Source organism: Caballeronia sp. dw_276 (genome assembly GCF_018449635.1).
Lineage (GTDB): Bacteria > Pseudomonadota > Gammaproteobacteria > Burkholderiales > Burkholderiaceae > Caballeronia.
In genome coordinates this window covers 421,266-442,888 of record NZ_JAAVUV010000002.1, presented here as the reverse complement: position 1 = coordinate 442,888, position 21,623 = coordinate 421,266, and the positions used below count along the sequence as shown (strand labels likewise).

General features: G+C 59.8%; 18 protein-coding genes. 12 read left to right on the top strand and 6 right to left on the bottom strand.

The window, feature by feature from the left end:
• The first annotated feature begins 44 nt into the window (after window positions 1-44).
• Window positions 45-1,097: a hypothetical protein gene (locus HB633_RS04960; RefSeq protein ID WP_213776955.1), complete on the top strand. Its 1,053-nt coding sequence runs from the start codon at window positions 45-47 to the stop codon at window positions 1,095-1,097.
• A 65-nt stretch (window positions 1,098-1,162) separates the two neighbouring features.
• On the opposite strand, the gene HB633_RS04955 is transcribed toward HB633_RS04960, so the two are convergent.
• Window positions 1,163-2,275 (bottom strand): alkene reductase, encoded by a 1,113-nt coding sequence (locus HB633_RS04955; protein WP_213776954.1) that lies wholly within the window; start codon window positions 2,273-2,275, stop codon window positions 1,163-1,165.
• A 339-nt stretch (window positions 2,276-2,614) separates the two neighbouring features.
• Between HB633_RS04955 and HB633_RS04950 the strand changes: the two genes are divergently transcribed.
• The 5 genes from HB633_RS04950 (at window position 2,615) to HB633_RS04930 (ending at window position 8,280) form a co-directional block, all read left to right on the top strand.
• Window positions 2,615-3,073 carry a hypothetical protein gene (locus HB633_RS04950; protein WP_213776952.1) on the top strand — a complete coding sequence of 153 codons (459 nt, stop codon included), beginning with the start codon at window positions 2,615-2,617 and terminating at the stop codon, window positions 3,071-3,073.
• A 253-nt stretch (window positions 3,074-3,326) separates the two neighbouring features.
• The gene (gene araD / locus HB633_RS04945; RefSeq protein ID WP_213776951.1) at window positions 3,327-5,075 is read left to right on the top strand and encodes an L-arabinonate dehydratase; all 1,749 of its coding nucleotides are present in this window, start codon (window positions 3,327-3,329) and stop codon (window positions 5,073-5,075) included.
• Between the two features lie 22 nt (window positions 5,076-5,097).
• On the top strand, window positions 5,098-5,829 hold the full coding sequence (locus tag HB633_RS04940) for a ribonuclease activity regulator RraA (RefSeq protein ID WP_213776950.1): 732 nt from the start codon (window positions 5,098-5,100) through the stop codon (window positions 5,827-5,829).
• Window positions 5,829-7,160 (top strand): MFS transporter, encoded by a 1,332-nt coding sequence (locus tag HB633_RS04935; protein ID WP_213777199.1) that lies wholly within the window; start codon window positions 5,829-5,831, stop codon window positions 7,158-7,160. The genes HB633_RS04940 and HB633_RS04935 overlap by 1 nt, the downstream gene beginning before the upstream one ends.
• 52 nt (window positions 7,161-7,212) lie before the next feature.
• A complete protein-coding gene (locus HB633_RS04930) occupies window positions 7,213-8,280 on the top strand; it encodes a LacI family DNA-binding transcriptional regulator (protein ID WP_213776949.1) in 1,068 nt (355 codons plus the stop codon).
• Window positions 8,281-8,504: 224 nt separating this feature from the next.
• Here HB633_RS04930 and HB633_RS04925 read toward each other — a convergent pair whose 3' ends face one another.
• From HB633_RS04925 to HB633_RS04915, 3 genes are read right to left on the bottom strand one after another with little or no spacing between them, the layout of a single operon-like run.
• Window positions 8,505-9,707, bottom strand: a complete 1,203-nt coding sequence (locus HB633_RS04925; protein WP_213776948.1) for a DUF2235 domain-containing protein — start codon at window positions 9,705-9,707, stop codon at window positions 8,505-8,507.
• A 36-nt stretch (window positions 9,708-9,743) separates the two neighbouring features.
• A complete protein-coding gene (locus HB633_RS04920) occupies window positions 9,744-10,778 on the bottom strand; it encodes a hypothetical protein (protein WP_213776947.1) in 1,035 nt (344 codons plus the stop codon).
• A gap of 13 nt (window positions 10,779-10,791) precedes the next feature.
• Window positions 10,792-11,340 (bottom strand): lysozyme, encoded by a 549-nt coding sequence (locus HB633_RS04915; protein ID WP_213776946.1) that lies wholly within the window; start codon window positions 11,338-11,340, stop codon window positions 10,792-10,794.
• Between the two features lie 216 nt (window positions 11,341-11,556).
• Here HB633_RS04915 and HB633_RS04910 point away from each other — a divergent pair, with 216 nt between their 5' ends.
• From HB633_RS04910 to HB633_RS04885, 6 genes are all read left to right on the top strand, one after another.
• Entirely contained in the window at window positions 11,557-12,906 is a 1,350-nt protein-coding gene (locus HB633_RS04910) for a hypothetical protein (RefSeq protein WP_213776945.1), read from the top strand.
• Window positions 12,907-13,107: 201 nt separating this feature from the next.
• Complete coding sequence (adh, locus tag HB633_RS04905) at window positions 13,108-14,628, top strand: aldehyde dehydrogenase (protein ID WP_213776944.1); 1,521 nt, start codon at window positions 13,108-13,110, stop codon at window positions 14,626-14,628.
• Window positions 14,629-14,706: 78 nt separating this feature from the next.
• Window positions 14,707-15,099: a DUF779 domain-containing protein gene (locus HB633_RS04900; protein ID WP_213776943.1), complete on the top strand. Its 393-nt coding sequence runs from the start codon at window positions 14,707-14,709 to the stop codon at window positions 15,097-15,099.
• A 107-nt stretch (window positions 15,100-15,206) separates the two neighbouring features.
• A complete protein-coding gene (locus HB633_RS04895; RefSeq protein WP_213776942.1) occupies window positions 15,207-17,153 on the top strand; it encodes a sigma-54-dependent Fis family transcriptional regulator in 1,947 nt (648 codons plus the stop codon).
• 141 nt (window positions 17,154-17,294) lie between these two features.
• The gene (locus tag HB633_RS04890) at window positions 17,295-18,437 is read left to right on the top strand and encodes a helix-turn-helix domain-containing protein (RefSeq protein WP_213776941.1); all 1,143 of its coding nucleotides are present in this window, start codon (window positions 17,295-17,297) and stop codon (window positions 18,435-18,437) included.
• Between the two features lie 84 nt (window positions 18,438-18,521).
• A complete protein-coding gene (locus tag HB633_RS04885) occupies window positions 18,522-20,324 on the top strand; it encodes an NAD(P)/FAD-dependent oxidoreductase (RefSeq protein WP_213776939.1) in 1,803 nt (600 codons plus the stop codon).
• Between the two features lie 52 nt (window positions 20,325-20,376).
• Here HB633_RS04885 and HB633_RS04880 read toward each other — a convergent pair whose 3' ends face one another.
• Together HB633_RS04880 and HB633_RS04875 are read right to left on the bottom strand one after the other, a co-directional pair.
• A complete protein-coding gene (locus HB633_RS04880; RefSeq protein WP_213776937.1) occupies window positions 20,377-20,838 on the bottom strand; it encodes a GNAT family N-acetyltransferase in 462 nt (153 codons plus the stop codon).
• The gene (locus tag HB633_RS04875; RefSeq protein WP_213776936.1) at window positions 20,839-21,549 is read right to left on the bottom strand and encodes a GNAT family protein; all 711 of its coding nucleotides are present in this window, start codon (window positions 21,547-21,549) and stop codon (window positions 20,839-20,841) included.
• Window positions 21,550-21,623: the final 74 nt, after the last annotated feature.

The following is a 21,623-nucleotide window of genomic DNA, read 5'->3' as shown; positions in this document are numbered from 1 at the left end:
TTTCAAGTCCGACAACTTAACCGAAGATTCCGAGGGTGCCCTTTATGAACCTGACCGCGCATGGGAACAGCGACGCTCAAGACCATGTTCGACATAAGCCCCGGGTCATGATTTATGGCGTCGGCTTCTATGGCTTGGAGGCCGTGCGCATCCTGGCTAAAAAAGGCTGGCCGATCGTCGCAGCCGTGAATCGCGCAGGTCCCAAAATCGGGCAGGATCTAGGACGCCTTGCTGGTCTGGACGAAGATCTAGGGGTTATTGTCAAGGATTGCGAAACTGCTGACTATGCTTCCTTGGGGGCGGACATCGCGCTCGTTGTTCAGACTGAAAGGCTGAGTCTGAACTTGAAAGCCTACCAACGTCTTCTAGGGGCTGGCATCAACGTTATCTGCCACGGTTCCGAGTCCTACTTCCCACAAGGCGCTGATCCGGAGTTGGCCGGGAAGATCGACGCCTTGGCCAAACAGGGCAGCGTCACGTTCACGGGCACGGGCATCTGGGACTTCTCGCGTATCTGGCCGGGCATCCTGATCGCAGGGCCTTGCAGTGAACTTCGCTCGCTCGATCATCGCAGCCTCACAAACGCAGAGCTAGCGAATGAGCGCATGATGCGAGCCTATGGCGTAGACATGACGCAAGCCGAGTTCGCGCAAAAGGTGAGCAGGGTGCCTGGCCAACTAGGTGAGTTGTACAAGGGCATTCCGCACCACGTAATGCACGCGCTCGGCTTTACCATCACGAACGTGACTGAACGGCGCGAGCCCGTGCTCTCCGATCAACCGGTGTGGTGCCGCATCCTGAATAGGTGGCTGGACCCCGGCACCTCGCTTGGCCTAAGGATTGTCGCGTCAGTCGAAACCGCTGAAGGGCCAACGGCAAGCGCGCATATCGAATTGCGCATCCTGGCAGAGGGCGAGGCCGAACACATGATGTGGACAGTTGACGGAAGACCGCCATCGAAAATCCGGGTCGATCGCGCGGACGGAGTGCACACCTCGGCTGCATGCATGGTGAACCGCATCCCCGACGTCATAGCCGCTCCGTCGGGAGTGCGATTGATCTCGCAGCTTGGTCCTTTGCGTCCTTCATTCGCATAGCCGCGGCTATCCGGCTCCTTGCGGCAACGACGGCTTTGTAAAAACCGCACACAAGTCCTGGAGGCTTAACGTGTGCTGCCATCGAGTGCTGGATAGTCGGTGTAGCCTTCATCAGCGCCGCCATAAAACGTCGCTTCGTTCGGCTTGTTGAGTGGCGCATTTTCACGGAACCGCACATCGAGGTCGGGATTAGCCAGATACGCACGGCCGAAGGCGATCAAATCCGCCTGACCGCGTTCAAGGCGCTTCTCGCCGCTTTGCGCTGTGTACTGCCCGCACACGATAATTTTTCCGCTGAACGCTGCGCGAAGCTTTTGTCGGAACAGGTCTGACAATGGCTCCCCGCCGGCCCAGTCCGGTTCGGCAATATGCATGTACGCCACGCCTAGGCGCGTCAACTGTTTCGCCAAGTAAAGCGACGACGCTTCCGCCTCCGTGTCCTTCAGGTCGAAGCCGACGAAATTCGGCGAAATTCGGACGCCCACGCGATCTGCGCCGAACACGGCCACCACTGCTTCGAGCACTTCCACCACGAGCCGAACACGGTTTTCTATGCTGCCGCCGTATTCATCGGTGCGATGATTGGTGTTCGTCGACATGAATTGTTGCAGCAGGTAACCATTGGCGGCGTGGACCTCAACCATGTCGAAACCGGCGCGTTTCGCGCGCTTGGCAGCGCTCACGTATTGCTCGACGATGCCCGGCAACTCCCGCGTCTCCAGCGCGCGCGGGGTATCGGCCGGAATGGGTCCGAGCGAACCGTCCTTGTGCTTGACGAACGCGGTCGTGTTCTCGGCACGAATGGCCGATGGCGCCACCGGCTGATTATTGTCGGCCTGCACGAGATGATGCGACACACGCCCGACGTGCCACAACTGAAGGGCAATCCTGCCGCCTTTTTCGTGAACGGCTTTCACCACGTCGGTCCAGCCAGCTTCCTGTTCGTCCGTATAGATGCCCGGGGCCGCGAAATAGCCTTGTCCCTGCTTCGATATCTGTGTTGCTTCTGACACGATCAACCCTGCGCCGGCACGTTGAGCGTAATAGCGCGCGTTCATATTGGTTGGGACATCGCCGGGTTGAGAAGCACGATTGCGCGTGAGCGGCGCCATGACCATGCGGTTCTTGAGTTCGACCGAGCCGACTTTGATCGGCGATAAAAGCTTGTCTGGCGACATATGAGATTCCTTTTGTTCGTGAGGGGAGCCGGCGCGATTAGTCGCCGTGGTCTTTGTTGCCTTGCAATAATCGCTCCTCGCTCGCGCACGAGGTCCTGTCGACCAAGCTAATAGACACCAAAAGCCCCGGGCTCTGGCCGAGCGGCTCGTCGTCAGGCCTCATGTCGACACTCCTGTCCCAGACGCGGGATGTGACCAGGGCGCGGATGGAGACAGTTCCTGTCGGTTTTTCGTTGCCGCGATGGCATCCCGCAGGACATACGCGGCCGCGCCGGGTCGGATCGATTGACGGCCGAGAACGAACCTTGCGGCGGATCGAGTTATTGAAAGGAGAAAAACATGCGGATTATCGAATTGCTCGCCCGCGCGCTTGCGTCTGGCACCGGCGCTGCTATCGCCTCTGCGGCGGTTGCATCGCGGGAAGGTGTCATACACGGATCAAGCGCCGCAGCGCCGATCAACGCCGTCGCTCACTGTGTGTGGCCCGCAGAAGCCATGCTGGACGAGCGAGCGAGTATTCGGCTCACAGGGACAGGCGCGTTCATCCACTGGGGAGCCGGCGTGTTCTGGGGTGTGATGTTCGAGGCACTACGTGGTCGCCGGGCGTCACCAGCAGCGATCGTCCGGGCCGCTGGGATCACTGCGGTCACAGCATATGTTGTGGATTACCATCTTGTGCCCGAACGATTTACGCCAGGATTTGAGGCACATGTGCCGCCTCGTTCGTTCGTCCCGATCTATGCAGCGCTCGGTGCAGGGCTTGCACTTGCAGCCCTCGCTGCGAAGCGGCAGCGCTAACGTTTATGGAGACAGCGGCAAAGCCGCTTTATTGGGTGCGATCCTCGTTCGCGGCCCCAGCGCACCAGTTCCAATATCTTGGGGCCAAGGAATGACGCGGCGCTCACCGTTCATATGGAAGCGGGTTTAGCGCGAGATTCGAGGAATCGTTTCGTCCGGCGCTCAATTTGTTTGTCCGTAAAAGCCCCTACGGACGGACGGGAATGATAGCGTTACCATTCGCTCACGATACACCCCGGCCCGGAGAAAAAGCTTGGCTCCAAAACGCAAAACCCAAGAAGAACTCCGAAGCTTTCGATGGTATGGCGTGAACGACCTGCGATCCTTCGGCCACCGCTCGCGTACTGCGCAGATGGGCTATCACCCGTCCGACTACATGGGCAAGCCCGTCATCGCGGTCGTGAACACGTGGAGCGAAATCAACTCGTGCCACACGCACTTCAAGCAACGCGTGGAGGAGGTCAAGCGCGGCGTCTGGCAAGCCGGCGGTTTTCCCGTCGAGATGCCGGTCATGACGCTCGCCGAGCCGTTCCAGAAGCCGACGACCATGCTCTACCGCAACTTCCTCGCGATGGAATCCGAGGAACTGCTGAAGTCATATCAGTTCGACGGCTGCGTGCTGATGGGTGGTTGCGACAAGACCACACCCGGCCTGCTGATGGGCGCCATCAGCATGAATCTGCCGAGCATCTTCCTGCCCGCCGGCCCCATGTTGCGCGGCAACTGGAACGGCCGGACGCTCGGCAGCGGCTCCGATACCTGGAAATACTGGGCCGAACTTCGGGCCGGAAAAATCACGGAAGAGGAATGGAAGGGCATCGAAAGCGGCATTGCGCGCTCGCCGGGCCATTGCATGACCATGGGCACGGCATCGACCATGACCTCCGCAACCGAGGCGCTCGGGCTGATCCTGCCGGGGTTTTCATCGATACCCGCTGTCGACTCACGCCATGCGCAGTTCGCCTCGCTCACGGGCCAGCGGATCGTGGAGATGGTCTGGACGGACCAGAAGCCGTCGGACATCCTGACCGCGAAATCCTTCGATAACGCCGTCACAACCGTGCTTTCCATGTCGGGATCGACGAACGCGATCGTGCATCTGGTCGCGGTGGCGCGGCGCGCGGGCATCGACCTGACAACAGCGCGGTTCGATGAACTCGCGCGCATCACGCCCGTGCTCGCCAACCTGCGCCCGGCCGGCAAGTACCTGATGGAAGACTTCTTCTACGCAGGCGGTCTGCGCGCGCTGCTGGTCGAATTGGGCAAGCTGATCGACGGTTCGCAAATGACGGTGAGCGGAACCACGCTCGCGGAAAACATAGAGGGCGCGGAAATCTTCGATACCGATGTCATCCGCAAATTCGACAACCCGCTTGTGGAACGCGACGGCCTTGCCGTCCTGACCGGCAATCTTGCGCCCGACGGCGCCGTGATCAAGCCCGCCGCCATGGAACAGCATCTATTGAAAGCGCGTGGTCCAGCCGTGGTGTTCAAGGATTACGCGGACATGGCGGCGCGTATCGACAGCGAAGAACTCGACATCACCGCCGAGTCCGTGATCGTGTTGCAGCACGCGGGCCCCGTGGGCGCGCCGGGCATGCCCGAGTGGGGCCAGTTGCCGATCCCGCAAAAGCTCTTGAAACAAGGCGTGCGCGACATGGTTCGCATCTCCGACGCACGCATGAGCGGCACCAGCTACGGCGCGTGCGTGCTGCACGTGGCGCCTGAATCGTTCGTTGGCGGTCCGCTTGCGTTGGTGCGTGACGGCGACATGATCGAACTCGATGTGCCCGGCCGCCGCCTTCATCTCGATGTCAGCGACGATGAACTCGTCGCGCGCAAGGCGGCATGGAAAGCGCCGAAGCGTCCTTTCGAACGCGGCTTTGGCGTGATGCACCAGCTTCACGTCACGCAGGCGAACAAGGGCTGCGATTTCGACTTTCTGGAAGAACCGCTGACGGCGGTGACAAACGCCGATCGCGATGAACCCGAGATCCATTGATTCAATTCAGAGTACTGACCAAATGACTCCATCTATTACCGCCGTCAGCGCTGAAGCGCTCGAACTGTTGCGCCACGTCAGCACGGCGACGCTCACCACGCAATTGTTCAAGCGGGGTTTGCGCAACGTTTTCCTGCAAGGTGTCGCGCCTTTGGTCAAGCCTGAACCGGGCGCGCCGAATCTCGTTGGCCCTGCGTTCACGCTGCGCAATATCCCGGCACGCGAGGATATCGATCATGTGGGCGTGTTTCAGGACCCGGATCATCCGCAACGCAAGGCGGTCGAGAGCGCGCCACCGGGGAGCGTGCTTGTGCAGGATTGCCGTGGCGATCGATCGGTTGCATCGGTGGGATCGATCCTCGCGTCGCGGCTTGCGAAGCGCGGCGTGGCGGGCATGGTGTCGGATGGCGCCGTGCGCGACAGCGGCACGATTTCCGGCCTCGGTCTGCCGCTGTGGTGCGCGGGTGCGAGCGCACCGCTCAATCTCGCAAAGCATCACGCCGTCGATATGAACGTGCCGATTGCATGCGGCGGCGTGGCGGTTTATCCAGGCGACATCGTGGTCGCGGACGTGGACGGCGTAGTGATCGTGCCGCACGAAATGGCGCAAGAGGTTGCGCGCGATGCGACCGAACAGGAGCAACTGGAAATTTTTATCTCGCAGCGCATCGATGAAGGCAGGCCCTTGCGTGGCACGTATCCGCCGAACGAAGAAACGCTTGCCGCTTATGCGCAGTGGCGCGCGCAAAAATGATGAATCTCGCTCAGCCTCCAATCGATGAAACGCCGCTGATCAACCGTCTCGCGCTCAGGCTGATGCCGCTGTTGGGCCTGCTTTATCTGATTGCGTATATAGACCGGTCGAATATCAGCTTTGCGAAGTTGCAGATGCTCGGCAGTCTCGGCCTGAGCGAAGTGGCGTATGGGCTGGGCGCATCGCTGTTTTTTATCGGCTATCTGATCTTTGAAGTGCCGAGCAATTTGTTGCTGCATAAATACGGCGCGCCGCGCTGGATCGCACGGATCATGCTGACGTGGGGCGTCGTGACCGTGCTGCTCGCATTCACGAAAAACGCGACCTCGTTTTATGTGCTGCGTTTCCTTCTGGGTGCATCGGAAGCAGGGCTTTATCCCGGCGTGATCTATTACCTGACGCTGTGGTTTCCATCGCGGCATCGCGTGCGCATGCTCGGTTACTTCACAATCGGAAGCAGCCTCGGCAACATGGTGGGTGCGCCGATCTGCGGCTGGCTGCTCGACAAAGGTGGCTTGTTCGGTTTGCAAGGGTGGCAGCTCGTATTCATTGTCACGGGCATTCCGTCGATACTGCTCACCGCCGTCGTGTTGTTGTATTTGCCCGAGTCGCCGCTCAAAGCAAAATTTATTACGGATGCCGAAAAGAAATGGCTTGCTGATACGCTGGAAAAGGAACGTGCATTGGCCGCGCAATCCGAGTCCGGGAAGAGCAGTTTTCTGAGCGTAGTGACCGAACCGCGGGTAATCGGCATGGCGCTCTACTACATGATGCTTTCTATGTCCGTCTACGGCGTGAGCTACTGGTTGCCGACGCTGGTCAAGGGCTTCGGCGTAAGCAACACGGTCAACGGCCTGATCAACATCATCCCCTGGCTGCTCGCCACGCTCGTGCTGATGTGGCTGCCGTCGAAACTGCGCGCAACCAACCGTACAATGACCGCCATGTTGTGCGCGGCGGTGCTCGGCGTCGTCTTTTTCCTCGCCAGTGTTTTCCTGCCGACGAACACGCTGCGTTTCGTTGCATTGAGCCTGGGCGCGCCTTGCATGTACTTGCTGTTGCCGTGCTTCTGGACGCTACCGCCCAAGTTCCTGACCGGCGCGCGTGCGGCGGCCGGGATTGCAGCGATCAATTCGCTGGGGAACGTGGGTGGTTTTATTGCGCAGAATCTCGTGCCTTGGGTCAGGCAGGCGAGCGGCAGCACAAAAGCGCCCATGCTGATTCCGGCTGCCTGTCTCTTTACGTTCGGTATTGTCACGCTGATCCTGATGCGGCGTGAGCGTCGCGATCAAGTGGACGGCCACCGCGAGCGGCGCGCCGAAGTGGCTTAGCGTCGGGGTCAAACTACAATGGCGGCATCGAACTTTTCAGCTCCAGTGAATCATGCCGAACGACAAGCCCGCCGCACTTTACATCGATAGCGCCGCCAGTGACGCGACACGCGTCAAGCGAACTCGCGGCGGCCCGAAGGGATTGCGGATCACCGATGTCGCCACGGCCGCGGGCGTGTCGCCCATCACCGTTTCGCGCGTATTCAACAGTCCTGAAACGGTCGCGCCCGAAACGCTCGAGCGTGTGCGGCAAGTCGTGCAGAAGCTGGGCTATGTGCCGAACCGGCTTGCGGGTGGATTGTCTTCATCAAAGTCCCGGCTGATCGCGGCCATCGTGCCGACTATCGCGCATTCGTTATTCTCGGAGACGATTCAGGTCTTCAGCGAGACGATGTCGAAGGCCGGCTATCAGGTGCTTCTGGCGCTGAGCGGCTATAGCGACACCAGCGAAGAAACGCTGCTCGACGCCGTGCTGAGCCGGCGTCCCGAAGGTGTGTTGCTCACGGGCGTCGCGCATACGGATTCGTTGCGGGAACGGTTGCGCAACGTCGGCATTCCGATTGTCGAGACATGGGACATGACGGACACGCCCATCGATATGCTGGTGGGGTTCTCGCATTATCAGGTGGGCGTTGCGGTGGCCGAACGCTTCATTGCGCGAGGCGCCCGGCATCCAGGCCTCGTATCCGCCAACGACGACCGCGCGATCGCGCGCATTACCGGTTTTCGCGCGCGCCTCGCGAGTGAGGGAATTCACGACATAGCCGAAGTGATCGTCGCGCCGCCGAGTTCGGTATCCGTTGGCAAAGCCGCGTTGCCGGAATTGCTTGCACGCATGCCTCGTCTCGATGCCGTGTTTTGCGGCTCGGATCTGCTTGCCATCGGCGTGCTTGGCGAAGCAAAACGGCTGGGTATCGACGTCCCATTGCAACTGGCCATCTGCGGATTTGGCGACCTCGAATTCGCGTCGGAGACAACCCCCACGCTTACGACCGTACGCGTGGACGGCACACACATAGGACTCAACGCCGCGCAGTGTTTGCTCGCACGCCTGAAAGGCGTTCAGCACGCGAGCGTGACTGATGTGGGCTTTCAGATCGTTGAACGCGAGACGGTCTGAGGCCCACGTATCCCTCCTTCCGGCGGGCTCCTTCGAGCTCCTTCCTATGCATGGTTTCGGCAACGCCGTTTGCCGGCGACACTACGGTCATCGATCGAAAACAATCATCTCTGGATCAACCGGGCCGGTCGATGTGGTTGGCTTGATTGATACAGGTGCCAATAAGGCGGGACGTGGAGCGTCGGGCGGCTGGCCGGCCCGATGCTCCACACACGCTTGCCTTGTCATTCGACCCATGTGGTGATCGATTTGAAATAGTCCGCAAGCGTGGAAGGTGCGTAGGGACCGGGTGCGCCTGTCGGGTCGCCAAGCACCCGCTGTTCAGCGAGGCGATCACGAATCGAGTAATGCGCGCCGAGCGGAAGGTACTTCACGAAATCGCGCGGACCGTGCGGAAGACCGACGAACACACCATTCGCCCATGGTTGATGCGCAACACCGAGTGCACTTGGCGACATCGGCAGGAAGGGGTTCTGGAAGATGATGCCGTTTTCGATTGTGGCCAGGCTCTTTGTCATCCACGCTAGCGAACCATCGGACAATCCGCATTCGTTGTCTGTTGAAGGGTAACCGCCGCCGACATCGGAATGCGCGCCGGGGAAGAGCACTTGCGTGACGTTCGCGCGTTTGTCCCACAGCGTTGGCGTGAAGTCGCCGCGCTGTTCGTCCACGCTGATCGCGTGCAATCCGTACTTGACGGCGGGGCTGAGCGCTGTATCGGCGAAACGGAACACATCCACACGGCTATCGCTTGATTCCACATAGAGCGGAATGCCCAAGGCGCCAACCGTGTCCCACACGCCAATTGCCTGGATCTTGACGCCGGGAATCAGATCCTTTGGGTCGATGGGCGGATTTAGCGTCAGCTTGCTCGTTACGTCCCTGAACAATGAAACGACGGACGCATTCCATGTCTTCGATATGGCCGTCACCCGGTTCGAACGATGCGCACGCCACGCAGCAACGCCGTTGCGATAGCCGACAATCGGATCGGCCAGATCAAGCGTCTTCGCATTGAGCACACCTTGGTCCGCGATAAGTCCGCCAAGCGCTCGTGCCGTGTAGGAACCCCGACTGAAGCCGACGATGAAGATACGGTCGCCATCTTCGTAATTGCGCGAGATGAATGTATAACCGCGAACGATTCGTGCGATCAATCCCCAACCGAAGACGCCGCCCAGCATTCTGATGATGGCGTTGTTGGAGTCGCCGACTCCGTGAAGATATTTGGCTACCTGCAGGCATTTTCCATCGGCAGTGAGCGACGATTCTTGTTCGGTTGCATAGACCACAGCGCCTGAATGCGGGTCGCTGGCAAGGTTCAGAAACAGCTTCCATACGTTCGTGGTCTTGGGCGTGTCGTCATCCTCGCCGGAATTGGGGCCGTTCCAGGTGCCGTCGGCGCAGAACACAATATTCTTTGGCATAACGATCCTTTTTTATTTGATTGTGCGTTGAGCGAATCAGGGGTGAGCGTCTCCGGTGGGATACCCCGACTTGAAAGCGTCGCCCGCGATATCGGCGGATGTTGCGGAGCCATCGGGTTTCGGTTGTGCTTCGGTAGTCTTGAAGCCGATATAGGTCGCGCCGCTGATGCCAAGCAGCAGGAGCGTATTGATATCGAATCGCGGCATGCTGCAGGTCGTGAACACCTGATTGAGGAACATCAGACCGACTACGATCGTGAAGATGAGCATCTGCACGCGATGCACAGCGACGCCGCCTTCATCGCTCGTCAAGTCCTTGAAGAAATGCGGTGTGGTGGGTGGGAATTGCGTGTGCCTCGACAGGTCCACCCCACGCGCTGTTACGCCGAGGACGCTATAAAAACCCATCAGAACGAGCGGCTGCGCGGACAGCGCCGGTACGCCGCCAAGCGCAAGCCACTCGAAGACGTAGGACACGAGGATGATTGCTGTCCACCACGCCATCTGCGTGCGGGCGAGGCTGAACGTGCGGTCCTGGAACGGTACGTCGGTCTCGGCGCCCACGTCCCGTAGCAACGCCGTTTTCGCGCCCAGGAAGAGAAAAAGCGCTACTGTCGCGATGGCAATGGCAGCGGCCACCGCAATACGCCATCCTTTCGACCACGTAAATTTGAGCGTCGTGCCTGGCCCCGGAACAGGTTTGCCGTCGGCATCGGCGACACTCGCGGACAGCTCCCGAACGAATGCAGAGCCGTTGCCTTGCCACGGAAAGCCGGTCAGGCGATGCCAGGCCGCGGCGTTCTCGGCCGGCACCGCACCGCTTGTTCCGCCCAGCAGAAACGACACGGCATGCGGGTCGCCCGCGCATCCTTGCGCCGTGATACCGGTGTTGCTGCCATCGACGATCAGCGTGTATTGCCGGACAACGGACTGCGCCGGGCAGTCGGCCGCTATCGGAACGAGGACGACGTCGCCGAGTGCCCCTTGTATGAAGGCAGGCTCGGCGTGCGAGACGGCGCACGGCAATACGCATGCAAGCACCAGGAGCGCAGCGCGGCAAAGTCGTTTCATAAGGCCTCCGGCATCAACTGGCATGCGCGACAACGACCGCAGGCGCCGAAGCAACGCGCTCCAGAAACAAGCTGCGCTCCGCATTCCTGCGTTTCAGCAAGCCCGGCAATGCCTGTCCGTTGGCATGGCACCAGCGAAGAAACTGGTCCGCCGCGCCGGCAAAGTTGCCTGCGTTGAGCATGTTCAGCAACGTGGACGATCGAAGATTCGCGATGCCGAGATTGAACGCAAAGCTGGTCAGCGCACCGTACTGGTTGTCGTTGAGCGCAACGGTCACCAACGCCAGCACACCGGCCCCTGCCTGCATGAGATCGCTTTGCAGCAACGTTTCTGCCTGCGCGACAGTGAGGCCGGCGGGGTAGAGCGCCTTGACCTCGGCAAGCGCCGCATTGCCGCGCAGAAAATGGCCGCCGCTCGAAATGGCGTGTCCCCAGCCGATGGTCCAGATACCCACCGGATCGAGATAGGGGCGAATAGTCCCGGTGCCATCACCGAAGCCCGGGATGCCCTCATATTGCTTTACGAGGTTGACGGCGGCATCGCAAACAGTGCGAGGGGTCATGACGTTCTCCTTGATTCTCTCGCGATATCCTCGGCGCAGGGCGTGCAGCCGCCCCGGCGCTATGTGAAGAACGAGCGAGGGAGGACGTTTTGAAAAGAAACCGGCGTGCGCTGGACCACATAACGCGTCTTGTTCACGTTCTGGTTTGAAATCTCAGACTTTTCAAATCGTCTTCTCGATGACTGCAGGACCCTTCCTTAAAACTCGAGGTAATCGATGGCGCCATCGGACCAGAACAACCATCACCATCCCGGCACATTCGACGAACTCATCTTTCGCCGCGAGCTGAACGAAGTGCATCTGCTGCTCGATTTCATATCGGGCCGGCCGAACGCTCATATATGGGACCTGGACGGAAAGGTGCCGCGATCACCTTCGGACTCCACGGATACGCCGCCTGGAGAAAAAAGCGCCTGCAAGGCGCATGACAATACGCTCGACGCATTCGAAACCATCAAGCGGATTTGCAAGCTGCGCTATCCGCCAACATCGCCTTCAACCGACAAGGCCTACGACGCCACTTTGCTGTTCTACGTAAAAGACCGGCTCAACAGCCTCGCGTATCCAGCGACGGGATTGAGCATCGCGTACACCTATATATTTGTGGAAGAGCAACGTCCCATCCAGGGGATGCACGATCCTGATCGTGAAACGCAGACTCGTGCGTCGGTCGCGCGTGAGGCGTATCCGGGGCTCGTTGGAAGCGCTCGCCGGTTTCGCTGGATTCACAAATTCAATACGGTCATTGGCGTATGCGTGACGGTGTTTGCCGCGGTGCTGTTGTGGCTCGTCACGTACGGCGTGCAGATCACCGCGCGTTTCGAAACCGACGGCAGGGCGGCCGCCGGGATCACACAGCAGATCTATGCTGAAGTCGATAAGGAAAACGCATCCGGCTTCGCCGGTCAAAGGGTCGTCACGAATCGCAAGACGGTACCTGAACGATGCGATGCATCGAACATAGAAGACCAGACAAATGCAGTCCGCCTTTTGTGCAACGACTGGTCGTACATGCAAGCGCGCTATGAGATGTCGATCGCAGACGCCGGGACGTTCGCCAACAGCTTCCCCTCGAAGGTCCTCATGTGGATGTTTCCCACGGCGTTCGGAAGGGGCGAATGGGAGAACGGCAAGGCGCGCAATGGAGCGTCGCCCGCCGAAGAACAAAAGGCGCCGCAGGAAGCGATTCAGTCGATCACGCTGGTGTTGTCCGCCTACGCAAGCTATGTCCTGCCGATCCTCTTTGCCTTGGTGGGCACGGTCGCCTCGCTGCTGCGCGATATAGGCAACAAGATTACCGACAACCTGCTTGCCCCCAGGGACGAAACGCTTGCGTTGATGCGCGTGCCACTGGGCTTGATGGCGGGCGTTGCAGTGGGTTTGTTCTTCAGCCCGTCGTCCGTTGCAACGCAGGTGAGCGCCGGCGCGGGGGTCATGACGCTGACCGCCTCGGGCCTCGCGTTTCTCGCCGGCTATGCCGCGGATGGATTCTTCCGGATGCTCGACACGCTGACCAACCGGGTCTTCAACTTGAGCAGTCAGGACAGGCACGCCGCGCCCAAGTAGTTGCGCGGCGTTGTTCTGTTTGGTCACAGTGTGTCTGGCGCAAGTGTTCCGAAACGGAGCAATTAGAACTGCACTGAATTGCTCAATGCCGCTCCTGCGCGGCACGAAAGAGTTGGCATGCATCTCGCGTGCAGTCTCTCCACCGGTCACGGCGTTGTTCGCCGCGACGGTCACACTCACCGACATGCGAGGAGCACGCACATGAATCACGCTGAGATGCAGTTCCTGAACACCGACTTCCCGTACAAAAAGCAGTATGGCAATTTCATCGGTGGACAATGGGTCAAGCCCGTAGGCGGTGAATACTTCGACAACATCTCGCCAATCACCGGCGAAGCGTTCACGTCCATCCCGCGGTCGCGCGAAGCCGATATCGAACTTGCGCTTGATGCAGCGCACAAGGCAAAAACCGCTTGGGGCAAGACCTCGCCCACGGAACGCGCCAACATCCTGAACAAGATCGCGGACCGGATGGAAGCGAATCTGACGCGCATCGCCGTGGCTGAAACAATCGATAACGGCAAGCCGCTACGCGAAACCATGGCGGCCGATATTCCGCTTGCTATCGATCACTTCCGCTATTTCGCCGGCGCCGTGCGTGCGCAGGAAGGCGGGATTTCTCAAATCGATAACGACACGGTCGCCTATCATTTCCACGAGCCGCTAGGCGTGGTCGGGCAGATCATTCCGTGGAATTTCCCGATCCTGATGGCGGTGTGGAAGCTCGCGCCGGCATTGGCTGCCGGCAATTGCGTGGTGCTCAAACCGGCGGAGCAGACGCCGGCGTCCATCCTCGTGTTCCTCGAGGTCATCGAAGACTTGCTGCCCGCCGGCGTGCTGAACGTGGTCAACGGCTTCGGGCTCGAGGCGGGCAAACCGCTGGCATCGAACAAACGCATTTCCAAAATTGCGTTCACTGGCGAAACCACGACTGGCCGCCTGATCATGCAGTACGCCAGCCAGAACCTGATTCCGGTGACACTCGAACTCGGCGGCAAGAGCCCGAACATTTTCTTCGCCGACGTGATGAATGCCGACGACAGCTTCTTCGACAAGGCACTCGAAGGCTTTGCCATGTTCGCGCTGAACCAGGGCGAAGTCTGTACATGTCCGTCGCGCGTGCTGATTGAAGAGAGTATCTACGACAAGTTCATCGAACGCGCGCTCAAGCGCGTGGCCGCGATCAGCCAGGGACATCCGCTCAATTCCAGCACCATGATCGGCGCGCAAGCTTCGCAAGAGCAGCTTGAAAAGATCCTGTCGTACATCGATCTAGGCAAGCAGGAAGGTGCGGAATGCCTGATTGGCGGCGAGCGCAATACACTGGATGGCGAATTGAAGAACGGTTATTACATCAAGCCGACCGTCTTCAAAGGCCACAACAAGATGCGCATTTTCCAGGAGGAAATCTTCGGGCCAGTGGTGTCCGTGACGACCTTCAAGGACGAAGCACAAGCGCTCGAGATCGCCAACGACACACTCTATGGTCTCGGTGCCGGCGTGTGGACGCGCGATGGCACGCGGGCTTACCGATTCGGCCGCGATATTCAAGCTGGCCGGGTATGGACGAACTGCTATCACGCGTATCCGGCGCATGCGGCGTTCGGTGGTTACAAGCAATCGGGCATTGGCCGCGAGAACCACAAGATGATGCTCGATCATTATCAGCAGACGAAAAACCTGCTGGTAAGTTACAGCGACAAACCGCTCGGCTTCTTCTAAAGCGGGTAGTCTGAATGGCGGGCCGCATTAAAGAAATTCAATGCGGCTCGCTCCTCGACTTTTTAAGTGGAAACCCTGATGAGCCAAGACGAAGTTTCGCGCGTGACCGCAACGCCGGCGGCAATCGAACTGATCGAAAAGCTCAAGGCCGAACACGGGCAAGTATTGTTTCACCAGTCCGGCGGATGTTGCGACGGCAGCGCACCCATGTGCTTCCCGGTCGCTGAATTCATGGTTGGTTCGTCCGACGTCAAGCTCGGGGAGATCGGCGGCGTGCCGTTCTACATGAGCGATTCGCAGTTCGAATACTGGCAGCACACCCAGCTGATCATTGATTGCGTGCCGGGTAACGGCGGCATGTTTTCGCTGGAGCGGCCGAGCGGTCTGCGTTTCCTCACGCGATCACGCCTCTTCGACGACACGGAATCTGCGTGGCTCGACGAACATCCGGTCGAGCATGTAACAGGTTGAAGCCGAAAAGACGCCCTATGTAGTGGTACATTGTCTTGATCGACCACGCGACGGGCGGAGCTTAAAACCGACTCCCTCGGCGAATGCTGGCGGAGGAGACAATGGTTATGACCCCGGTTTCTTTAGGCCGCACCAGTGCGCTGGCAAGCGATCACGCCGGCCGTATCGAAGTACTCGAGATCATCCGGCAGTCTCACGAAAGGTCGCGAAATTATGGCCTCTCGGAAACCATGCGCCCCGACTACAGCGTGCTTGGCGACCCCGATCTTCTGCTCAAGCGAGAGCAAAACCGCACGCTATGCACGCATGCGTTGCCGGTCATCGAAACACTCTATGGGCAGATCGCGAGCACGCACAGCATGGTCGTGCTCACAGATTCGCAAGGCCTGATTCTCCATTCCCTCGGCGACGACGATTTCCTCGCGCGCGCGGATCGCGTTGCGTTGCGCGCCGGCGCGTTGTGGAGCGAACAGCAGCAAGGCACCAACGCGGTGGGCACGACCATCGCATCCGGTGACGCCACCATGATCCTGGGCGACCAGCATTATCTGCGCGCCAACCAGTTCCTCGCCTGTTCCAGCGTGCCGATACTCGATCCCTTCGGCGAGTTGCTTGGCGTACTCGATGTCTCCGGCGATTGTCGCGGTCATAGCCGTCACACGATGGCGCTCGCCAAGATGTCCGCGCAAATGATCGAGAACCATCTGTTCACAAGCGCGTTTCCGGAAGCGTTGCGCATCCATTTCCACGGGCGTCCCGAGTTTATCGGCACGTTGATGGAAGGCATCGCAGCGTTTCGCGCCGATGGACGTTTTCTCTCGGCGAATCGCAGCGCGCAATTCCAGTTTGGTTTGCCGCTGGCCTCGTTGCAGGCGCATAGCCTGTCGTCGTTGTTCAACGTGTCGTGCGGCGAGCTGATCGATCTGATGCGCAGCGGCATGACCGCGCCGGGAGACCGGCTGATTTCGTTACGCTTGCCAAGCGGCGTGAACGTGTTCGCGAACGTGGACTTCAGGCGCGCCGCATCGGTCGCGTTTGCAACCGATGCAAGCGATATCACCGACGTCACCACACGCAAACGCGTTCCCGAACCGCCTGCCAAGCTGTCCGGCCTGCGCTACCTGATGACGGGCGACCCGCAGATTGCGGCGCTGGTCGAGCGTGTGCGCAAAGTCATCGGCAAAAACATTCCGATCCTTATCGGCGGGGAAACGGGGACGGGGAAGGAGGTGCTTGCGAGCGCCGTGCATCGCGATTCGCCGCAAAGCGACGGGCCGTTCGTCGCGGTGGATTGCGCGTCCATTCCCGACACATTGATCGAGTCCGAGTTGTTCGGTTATGAGGAAGGCGCGTTCACGGGGGCATCGAAACGAGGTGCGCCAGGCAAGATTCTGCAAGCGGATGGCGGCACGTTGTTCCTCGATGAAATCGGCGACATGCCACTCGCGTTGCAAAGCCGTCTGCTGCGTGTACTACAGGAACGCACGGTGACGCCGCTGGGAAGTTCGCGTTCGGTGCCCGTCGACTTTGCGCTGATCTGCGCGACCAATCGCAACTTGCGTGAACGCGTGAACAGCGGCGAGTTTCGCGAGGACCTGTATTACCGGATCAACGGCCTTCTCGTGACCTTGCCGCCGCTGCGCCGGCGCACGGATCTCGCGGTGACGGTCGAGAAGATCCTGCGGGCCGAGCGCTCGACCGGTCCCGCTATCAGGGTTTCACCGGAGGTTCTCGAAGCGTTCACACGCCATTCGTGGCCGGGCAACTTTCGTCAACTTGCAAACGTGCTCAGGACTGCCTGCGCAATGCTCGATGACGACGAAACCGTGGTCCGCATCGACCATCTTCCGGAAGATTTCGCCGAACCGGAAGACGCGTCGTTACAGCCGCGTCCGAAAGAGAGCGTACGTCTGGACGATCTCGCGCTCTCGGCTGTCTCCGCTGCGCTCGACCAGCATGGCGGCAACGTCTCGGCTGCGGCGCGCACGCTGGGTGTATCGCGGAATACGCTATACCGGAAGATCGCCGCGCTCGGGGAAACGCGGCGCCGTTGATTTGTATCTGTTGAGACAAACGTCTCATTCACGACGATGGTGCGCTGCGGTGTGATCTCTCGGAACACGCGTGTTAAAACGTCGTCATGCGTTGATATTCAGTGAACCTTCGAGCACAGCCGAATCCGCCGGAGATCTTTCATGCCGTATGTATCGCCGACCAGACACATCGACCGCGTGCGCAGCGTGATTGAAGGGCGCGTGCTGAATGCAGGCGCAGGTGCTGATTCGATCAGGCTGGCGTCGTCGTACAGAAGATCGCTGGAGCAATATCATCTTGATCCCGGCGCGACCATTGGTCCGCGGATTCTGACGGTGCCCGAATTGCGTTACGTCCAGCAGCGCGAGGAAACGGTATTGCGCGCCTCGGGTCAGTGTTTGTCGCGCTTGCACGAGACCGTGCGCGAGGCGGATTACTGCGTGATGCTGACCGATGCCCAGGGCGTGACCATCGACTACCGGGTCGATCGCGACCGGCGCCACGAATTCAAGCGTGCAGGTTTGTATCTTGGCTCATGCTGGTCCGAACGCGAGGAAGGCACGTGCGGCGTCGCGTCGGTGCTGCTCGATGCCGAACCCATCACCGTGCACAAGACCGATCACTTTCGCGCGGCGTTCACCGCGCTCACATGCAGCGCGTCACCTATATTTGGTGTGCACGGCGAGTTGATCGGCGTACTGGATGCATCTGCCGTGCGTTCGCCGGAAGAGCGCGAAAGCCAGCGGCTCGTGAACCATATCGTGCGTCAAAGCGCGTTATTGATCGAGGATGGTTTCTTCCTCAACGAGACCATGCATTGCTGGGTGTTGCTCGCGCATCGCAGCCGCCACTACGTTGAGGCGCAGCCGGAAATTCTTATCGCATTCGATGCACGCGGTTTTGCAATCGCCGCAAACCGGCGCGCGAAGGAATGCGTGCCGGGACTGGACGCGTTGCCGCGCCACGTCAGCGAACTCTTCGATATCCGCGCAGAACGCTTGCTCGACGCACGCCCCGGCCGCAACCTCATTTCATTCCGGCTGCTCGGCTCCGGCGCGCCGTTGCATGCGCGCGTGCGGCCGCCGATTGCACGCGCGACGAGAAGCACACCGAAGCTGCAGACGAAGGAAGCGCCGCAGTTATCGCTATCGGAGGATGAAGCGCTTGAGCGCAACTGCATCGTGGCGGCAATGACCGATGCCAAGTGGCGCCCGGCTCTGGCCGCACAAACGCTGGGCGTCTCGCGCGCGACGCTTTACAGACGTATCGCAAAGTTCGGAATCGTTGCGCCCCACAGGCGTTAGCGTAAGCAGCATTTTTTCCAGCGGGCAAAGAACCCGCGTAATTCAACCAATGTTTAGTGATCCGTATCTAATGGAGGAGCGACCATGCCTGACAGTAATCCGAACCAGATGATCTCCCAACTGCTGGAGTCTTTCGAAGCCGCGCTGAGAAGTAATGACTCGACAGCCGCCGCGGCCCTGTTCCAGCCCGACGGCTACTGGCGCGATCTCGTCGCGTTCACCTGGAACATCAAGACAATGGAAGGGCGCGAGCAGATCGCTGCGATGCTCGACGCACAACTGAACGCAGTCAAGCCGTCGAAGCTCAAGATCGCCGATAACGAAACGGCGACAGAAGCCGATGGCGTGACGCAATCGTGGATCACGTTTGAAACGGGCGTCGCTCGCGGGACGGGTTTTATCCGCGTGAAAGACGGATTGATCTGGACGCTGCTCACCACCATGACCGAACTCAAGGGACATGAGGAACCCAAGGGCCAGAGGCGTCCGATGGGCGCCGAGCACGGCGCGCGCACCGATCGTACGAGCTGGACGGAAAAACGCGCGGCCGAACAGGAGACGCTGGGTTACGAAAAGCAGCCGTATTGCCTGATCGTCGGGGGCGGGCAAGGCGGTATTGCGCTTGGCGCGCGGATGCGCCAACTGGGCGTGCCGACCATCATCGTGGACAGGAACGAGAAGCCTGGCGATGCCTGGCGTGCGCGATACAAGACGCTGTGCCTGCACGATCCGGTCTGGTACGACCACATGCCGTACTTGCCGTTCCCCGATAACTGGCCTGTGTTTTCGCCGAAGGACAAGGTCGGCGACTGGCTTGAGATGTACACGAAAGTAATGGAGCTGAACTACTGGGGCTCGACGACATGCACATCCGCGCGCTACGACGAGGCCGCGGGCGAGTGGATCGTGGAAGTCGAACGTAACGGCGAGTCGGTGACGCTGCGGCCAAAGCAACTCGTGCTTGCCACGGGCATGTCGGGAAAAGCGAATGTGCCGAAGTTCAAGGGCATGGATGTGTTCAAGGGTGAACAGCATCATTCGTCGCAACATCCCGGACCCGACGCGTACAAAGGGAAGAAGGTCGTTGTGATCGGCGCGAACAATTCATCGCACGATATCTGCGCGGCGTTGTGGGAAGCCGGCGTTGACGTGACCATGGTGCAGCGTTCGTCCACGCATATTGTGAGGTCCGACTCGCTGATGGATCTCGCGCTCGGCGACCTCTACTCGGAGCGCGCGGTGGCATCGGGCATGACGACGATAAAAGCCGACCTGACGTTTGCATCGGTTCCGTACAAGATCTTGCATGAGTTCCAGATACCGGTCTACGACGCCATCAAGAAACGCGATGCCGAGTTCTACGATCGCCTCGAGAAAAGAGGCTTCATGCTCGATTTCGGCGATGACGGATCGGGCCTCTTCATGAAATATCTGCGGCGTGGATCGGGTTATTACATCGACGTTGGCGCGTCGGATCTCGTTGCGGACGGCAAGATCAAGTTGAAGAGCGGCGTGGACGTGGTCGAACTGAAGGAGCATTCGGTCGTGCTGAGCGACGGCAGCGAGCTTCCGGCTGATCTCGTTGTCTATGCAACCGGCTATGGTTCGATGAACGGCTGGGCCGCGGACCTGATCTCGCGAGAGGTGGCGGATAAGGTCGGCAAGGTGTGGGGTCTGGGTTCGAATACGACCAAGGACCCGGGGCCGTGGGAGGGCGAGCAGCGCAACATGTGGAAACCTACGCAGCAGCAGGCGTTGTGGTTTCATGGTGGCAACCTGCATCAGTCGCGGCATTACTCGCAGTATCTATCGCTGCAATTGAAGGCGCGCATGGAAGGCATCGAAACGCCGGTGTATGGCTTGCAGGAAGTGCATCACTTGTCTTGATGCGTTAGCGGGCGTGCGATGCCGGAGAGAAGCATCGCATGCTCTGAACCGTTCAAACAGCTTGCCGGTACATCACGAAGCCGGGCTTGTCCGCGACCTTGTCATAGAGCTTCATGGCCGTGGCGTTGGTCTCATGGGTATGCCAATACACGCGCTCCGACCCAGCGCTCTTCGCGCTTGCATAGACCCCGTTGATCAGCTTGCGGCCCACGCCGCGTCCTCGCGCGGCTTCGGCAGTAAACAAATCCTGCAGATAGCAAATCGGACCAAGCAAGGTCGTGCTGCGGTGATAAATGAAATGCACGAGGCCAATCAGCTTGCCGTCCCGTTCCGCGACCAGGGCATGCACAGGCTCGTTGGCATCGAAAAATCGCGCCCAGGTCGCGTCGGTTATTTCCTGAGGCAACGCGGTCTCTTTTGCACGTCCGTAGAACGCGTTGTAGCCGTCCCATAGCGGCTTCCATGCGGCGTAGTCGGTCTGTTCGACCGCTCGAATGTGAACGGAATCGGTCATTTATTGCTCTGCAGCGGTGGAAAGGCGTTCGATTTGCTTGCCGTCGGCGTCGAAATTTTTTGGATCGAGCCAGCGTTCGTATTGAGATTTGAGCGCCGGCCATTCCGGATCGATGATCGAAAACCACGCGGTGTCGCGGTTGCGTGACCGGTACACGATGGCTTGCCGGAAGATGCCCTCAAACGTGAAGCCGAAGCGCTTGGCGGCAGCGCGCGACGGCGCGTTGAGCGAGTCGCATTTCCACTCGAAACGCCGGTAGCCGAGGTCATCGAAGACATGGCGCATCAGCAGGAAGATGGCTTCCGTCGCGATGCGCGTCTTTTTCAGGAGCGGCGAGAACGCAATAAACCCGACTTCGATCACGCCGTTCGCCGGGTCGATGCGCATCAGCGCGAGCGTGCCGAGTGCCTTGCCGCTGGCGGTATCGGCAACTGCAAAGTGCAATGGGTCCGAAGTCGAAGCAAGCTTTTCCAGATGCGCTCGATAAGCCTCACGGCTGCTGAACGGTCCCGTTGCAAGATACGTCCAGTCGCGGCCGTCGGCGGCTGTGTCGTAAGCCTCGGCGAGATCATCGAGATGCGTGTGGGGATTGGCCGGAATCAGGCGGCAATAGCGGCCTTCGAGCGTGATGCGTGACGGCGGCGTGGCGCCCTTCCAGCTGGCGAGCGGCGCGCCAATGGGCTGTGCAAATTCATTCTGAAACGTGTTCAATCGATTCTCCGTCGAGGTGGATGGTTGAAACGTGCGTCTGTGCGGTTCCTGCTTCTGGTATAAGAATAAAATGG